The 1,120-nt window shown below is 68.8% G+C and carries 1 pseudogene; it reads right to left on the bottom strand.

Going from position 1 to position 1,120, the window contains the following annotated elements:
• Nucleotides 1–1,120, bottom strand: a pseudogene (locus ACFU7D_RS29775) (Tat pathway signal sequence domain protein); the annotation flags it as partial.

The raw sequence follows: 1,120 nt of genomic DNA, 5'->3' as shown, positions 1-1,120 counted from the left end.
GGTGGGAGACGCCGACCTCGGGCTCCTCGGCGATCGCGAACGTGCCGGTGTCGAGGTCGTAGAGCCCTACGCCCTGCACGAAACCGTTGGGCTGGGCGGCGATGGTCTCCATGGTCGACAGGACGCGGCTCCTGGCCTTCTCCCACTTGGGCCCGCGCCGCTCCCACTCGGTGAGCCAGGCGGAGACGAGGCCGCTCCAGTCCGTGCCGAAGCCGATCGACAGCGCGTGGCGGTCCGGGGTGTAGGGCTCGGTGCGGATCTTGCGGAGCGGGTCGAGGGCGAGGAAGGTCTCGTCGGAGTCGACGTTGGCGCGCATGAGGTCGCCGACGCGTTCGTCGGCGGTGAGGAAGTAGTAGAAGCGCCGGTAGGTGGTGTTGGCGATGCGCTGCTGCTTGGCACTGTCGGCGTAGTGCTGTACGCCGTGGCGGATGCCCAGGCCGGCCCATTCGCCGAGGTGGTAGACGTCGACCTCGCCGGTGTGCCGGGTCATGGCCTCGGCGAAGCGGAAGATGTCGGTGCGGCCGGAGCGCAGGTAGGCGTACCAGAGCCAGAGGTCCGGGGAGAGTTCGGAGTTGTCCCAGGCGTAGCCGCCGATGTCGTACCGCCAGGTGTGCCGGGCGGCGTCGTAGGTGTGCATGATGTCGCCGTAGTCCCAGAAGCCGTACCAGCGGCGCTGCTCCACCTGGTCCTTGTAGTAGGTGAAGAGGAAGTCGAGGTGGTCCTCGATCCTGGCCTTGGCGGCGGTGGAGCGGTCGGGTTCGGCGAACAGGCCGCCGAAGACCTTGGCGTTGACGAGCTGCTTCGGCGGGGCGGCGAGCTGGGGCGGGGTGCGTACGGCTTCGACCTGCCGGGCGAGCGTCTCGGGGGCCGGCGTCGACGCGTTGGCCCAGAAGAGGAGTTCGCTGGTCCGCGCGATGCCGTAGGGGGTGCCGAAGCCGGGTTCGTAGTCCTCGTAGGTGATGTTGAGGCCTTCGAGCTGTTCGGGGAAGGTGTCCTGGCCCATGCCGTCGTGGTAGAAGCGCAGGTCCATGGGCTGGGCCTCGGGCGACCAGAGCCAGAGGGTGACCTCGGCCTCGTCGGTGTGGGCGTCACGGATGTCGAGCTGGGCGGGGTGTTTCTC

Source organism: Nocardioides sp. NPDC057577 (assembly GCF_042801335.1).
Lineage (GTDB): Bacteria > Actinomycetota > Actinomycetes > Propionibacteriales > Nocardioidaceae > Nocardioides.
The sequence above is the reverse complement of the archived record's forward strand: the minus strand, read 5'-3'. Positions and strand labels throughout refer to the sequence as shown.